Annotated in this window: 5 protein-coding genes; all 5 read right to left on the reverse strand. The window is 27.4% G+C overall.

Translation table 11 applies throughout. The features are described from left to right. Window positions 1–139: 139 nt before the first annotated feature. Complete coding sequence (locus OZ002_RS13220) at window positions 140–517, reverse strand: DUF7006 family protein (protein ID WP_010722000.1); 378 nt, start codon at window positions 515–517, stop codon at window positions 140–142. Window positions 518–573: 56 nt separating this feature from the next. Continuing rightward, entirely contained in the window at window positions 574–735 is a 162-nt protein-coding gene (locus tag OZ002_RS13225) for a hypothetical protein (RefSeq protein ID WP_010721999.1), read from the reverse strand. Next, window positions 725–2,113 carry an HTH domain-containing protein gene (locus OZ002_RS13230; RefSeq protein ID WP_096573168.1) on the reverse strand — a complete coding sequence of 463 codons (1,389 nt, stop codon included), beginning with the start codon at window positions 2,111–2,113 and terminating at the stop codon, window positions 725–727. The genes OZ002_RS13225 and OZ002_RS13230 overlap by 11 nt, the downstream gene beginning before the upstream one ends. Window positions 2,114–2,357: 244 nt before the next feature. Beyond that, entirely contained in the window at window positions 2,358–2,702 is a 345-nt protein-coding gene (locus OZ002_RS13235; RefSeq protein WP_010721996.1) for an LPXTG cell wall anchor domain-containing protein, read from the reverse strand. Next, window positions 2,699–3,724: a DUF916 and DUF3324 domain-containing protein gene (locus OZ002_RS13240; protein WP_010721995.1), complete on the reverse strand. Its 1,026-nt coding sequence runs from the start codon at window positions 3,722–3,724 to the stop codon at window positions 2,699–2,701. The genes OZ002_RS13235 and OZ002_RS13240 overlap by 4 nt, the downstream gene beginning before the upstream one ends. Window positions 3,725–3,983: the final 259 nt, after the last annotated feature.

The following is a 3,983-nucleotide window of genomic DNA, read 5'->3' on the forward strand; positions in this document are numbered from 1 at the left end:
TCAGTGTAAAATGTACTTGGGTCATGTAACGTCCTCCTGGGTATGTTTTTGTGGTTAAAAACATTGTACCGTAAAAGGGCTGTTACATGGCCTTTTATCTTTTACACAATTATATGGACTTTATCAAGCCTATTAAAATTTATATAATTGAAAAATATAAAGAATGCGGAATTATATTATCCTCAACATCAAATGATTCTCTGAGGAATTTTCTATAATCTTTTCTTGAAAATTCTACTACCTCTTCTTCTGTAAGAGATGACAAAATATCATCATTGTCAGATGGTAATAATGCAATTATAATTTGTAATCGAGAATCTAGGCCCATCAATTCTGAATGAATGATAAAGAAATTTTGTGAATTTACTAGTTCAATTTTTTTCTTCATTTGATCACAAATTGATTTTATCTCTGCTACAATTAATGGATACTTGTTATAAAAAAGTTTATCATTACATTTTTGTTCAAAATATAAGAAATAATCTTCTTCGTTTAAAAAATAAGTTGTATATGCCATTATTATATCACCTCTCTAAATAATAATTCTACTATTTATATCTTCAGCCTAATCGATTAAAAAATAACCTTTTTTTTTAATTCTTCTTTTTTTACTACTTCTCTAGTATAAAAAGTTCTAATAATAACCACATTACACAAAATTTTCTCTATTTCTCCAGTTACTTCTTCTCCTAAAACATTATTTGCAGTTATTAAAGAATTAATATTAACATCCAACCTCTTGTACCTCACTAATACTATTTTTCCCACTACTCAAAACAGCTAAAAGATTACTTCTACTTTCTTTCATGTTATACCTTGAAATAGAAATGATCTCACTACCTATATTTTGGATACCTTTTTCCGATATTAACGATTCTTCACATACTATTACATGCCTCCACTTTCTTGGATAACACTTAACATCTGATAATGAATAATACAAAACATCATCAATAGTAATTTTTGTACAATTCATACATTCAATAATATATTCACGAAATAAAATATGTGAGATATCATTTTTTGCCACGATCGTGAGCAATATAGGTTTCTTTTGATGTTCTGTCAAAAAGAAATCCATATCTAAAGTCATTCTTTTTAATAAACTTTCTGTTATGTTGTATTTGCTTGTCTCAATAGGATAGATCTTTTTCCATTCTAATGTTAAATCTTTTATCTTATTAAATGTTTTTGTCTGTTCGTGAGTAATTATTATATGTGGTTCTAGTAAATAACTCTGCATATCATAATAAGAACATAATACAAAGTATAGCATAACCTTTATGAAAACACTTTTATCAGATAATCTGACTCTGAAATATTTCTCAAATAACTGAATATACTCAAATATTTCTTTGTGTTTTAATAGATAGTTTTCTTGCATTTTTAGATCCATTGTTATTACTGAGTAATTACTAAAATTACTAGGTAATAAATAGAATAAAATCATTAAATATTTTATTTCTACTTTTTCTATGAAAACGATATCTTCAAGTAACAAACTTAAATCTTCTAGTATAGGATCATCTTCATCAATCTCGAGTACTTGCCTCGAGATTGTATCTAGACCCGAACTATTAAGCATCAAATAAATACCTTTTATGAATAAATCTTTCTCTCTTAAATTAGTGATCTTATTAAAATATTTCAAAATTTTAGTGGCTATTTCTGTAGCTATTAAATATTTTTCATTTAAAATATATTTATCTAATAAATTAGAACGCATCCATATCGAAAGAAGAAAAAATCTTTTTTTTAATTCATTTTTCGTTTCTCTTTCTTCCTCATTTAAATAGCCACTCACCTTTAAAAATTTTTGTACTTCTTTTCGCAGTTTAAAAGCTTTACTAACCGAAATATACTCTTCTTCTACGTAAGTAATGTACTTTGTTTCTCCCATTAAGTAAAAATTTATTCTGCCTTTATCAGTTACTTTAAAACAAGCCACATTTTCAATACTTTGTTCAATTTTACTGAAATCTTTAATAATAGTTTTTTTATTTACATTAAGATCATCAATTAATTCCTGCATAGTTAATTGGCGTCTTTCATAAAAATACTCTAGTATCTTCACTTGCCTTAAAATATCTTTTTCAATATATTTTTCTAACACTTGTGAATTCGCTCCTAGTTACCAATAAGTATCTTTTTATAACTGATTTTGGATATTTACATACAGCATCGCAGCTAATATAAGAATTGCAAAAGAAAATAATATGGCCATTATTGAAATTAGAAGACTTTTCTTTGTAATTTTTTGTTGTACATAAAATTTTGTACGATTAAAAAATAAATAGCCATTGATTGTCAAAGCCAATATTCCCACTATAAGCGTACAAATTGGATAGATATACATATTAAATTTCCTTTCTTTTAATTAGCAAAACAGTCGAGTAAACCAATACTATTAAGGATAATCCAATCATAGCAATTGTTTGATTTAATATATCTCCAGTTTTAGGAAGAAACTTAAACTTATTACTACTGATATTTGCTTTACCTGCATTTAAGCTTACATTTGAATTTGGATTCAAAGAATTAATATTGCCTACATTTCCTGGTAATTCGTTAGGTTCTCTAGTTCTATACAAATCGATGCTAACAGTAGTTGTTTGTTCATTTGTATTGTCAGTTGCATAAGAATCTGTAGAAAATGATCCTACTCCGATTAAACAAACAACTAAAAACAATATTTTCTTCATAATTTTGATTCCTCTCTATATTTATAGATAATAAAGATTGTTAATATTAAAGTAACTGCTATTACACAAAAGCTTAATGTCGTTAAGTATGAAGGTATTTCTATTTTGAAAACTGATTTTTCATTAATACTTTTTGCTTCATCAGCTTTAATTACAAAATCTTTTTCAAATTTCCATTCTTTTCCATCTGTATCAATCAAAGTCCCTTGAAAAAGGTAATTTCCTGATTTCAGATCAACTTTCCCCCAATCAAATTGTAAAGGGAGTGAAGAATGGGGCGCTATACTGATATCTTTTAAAGAAATTTCATTTACCAAAGTTTTATTTTCTTGACTATAGATTTTTGCTTCTATACTCTTTCCGGTGAAAATATATGAATTATCATTTAAAATATCTGCTTCAACCGTCTTTTTACCATCAAATAACTTTGGGGAAACTTCTTCTAGCATTAACGATATATTTTTTTTAATTACATTATCATCCTGATTAGTTAACACTACACCCATAGTATATTTATATTCATTATTTAATGACAGGCTCTGCTTGTCTGTTTTTGATTCATTCTTTTCTGCTACAACAATACCTCCAATGATCACTCCATCAAATTTTTCAGAAGGCATGCTAATGTCGAATTGTTGATCAACAGAACTCTTAGCAGGTACTTTTACTATTTTTTCTTTACACGTAAGTATAGAAGTTAACGGCATTTTTAAAGAGTCGTGATCTGCTCTAGCACCTGTATAATCCGTAAGCCCATTTGAATTGGTATTTGCATTTGTTATAGAAGTTTCAAGTGAAATCTCTCTATCAGAATTATTTATCAACTTAATAGTTATCTGATCTTTCTCTCCTGGTTCCTCTTTTAAATGATAGTAAGGAACATTTTCATCTACTTGCTTATCATTAGGCAATCCTTCTATTGTAAAACTTATATCTGAATCATTTTCTTCTGCTCTAACATCTAGATTTATAAAACATAAATAGCTAATGATAATTGAAAAACACAAAATTATTTTTCTCATTGATATCATCGTCCTCCGCTAAAATGAAACTAAAAGGAGAGTGCTAAACGCATCCCTCCCATATATAAAACTAAACTTTTATGGAGTAGCTGTTAAATTCCAAACAACTTTTCCGCTATAAGATTTCCCTTCTAGGGAGCGTCAATAATTTTGTGTAAATAAATTGTCCTCCTGCAAAATAATTAGTTACTCAGTAAACATTGAAACTAATGTATCGGTTACCTGTTGAAAACCTTTATGGCTTCTGTTTAGAAATTTT

Source organism: Enterococcus sp. E4-150, from assembly GCF_035726465.1.
In the GTDB taxonomy this organism is placed as follows: domain Bacteria; phylum Bacillota; class Bacilli; order Lactobacillales; family Enterococcaceae; genus Enterococcus_B; species Enterococcus_B faecium.

Bases quoted from the DNA above. Each gene is read 5' to 3' on its own strand.
- OZ002_RS13220 (WP_010722000.1), bottom strand. From the start codon at position 517: ATGGCATATACAACTTATTTTTTAAACGAAGAAGATTATTTCTTATAT.
- OZ002_RS13235 (WP_010721996.1), bottom strand. From the start codon at position 2,702: ATGAAGAAAATATTGTTTTTAGTTGTTTGTTTAATCGGAGTAGGATCA.
- OZ002_RS13240 (WP_010721995.1), bottom strand. From the start codon at position 3,724: ATGAGAAAAATAATTTTGTGTTTTTCAATTATCATTAGCTATTTATGT.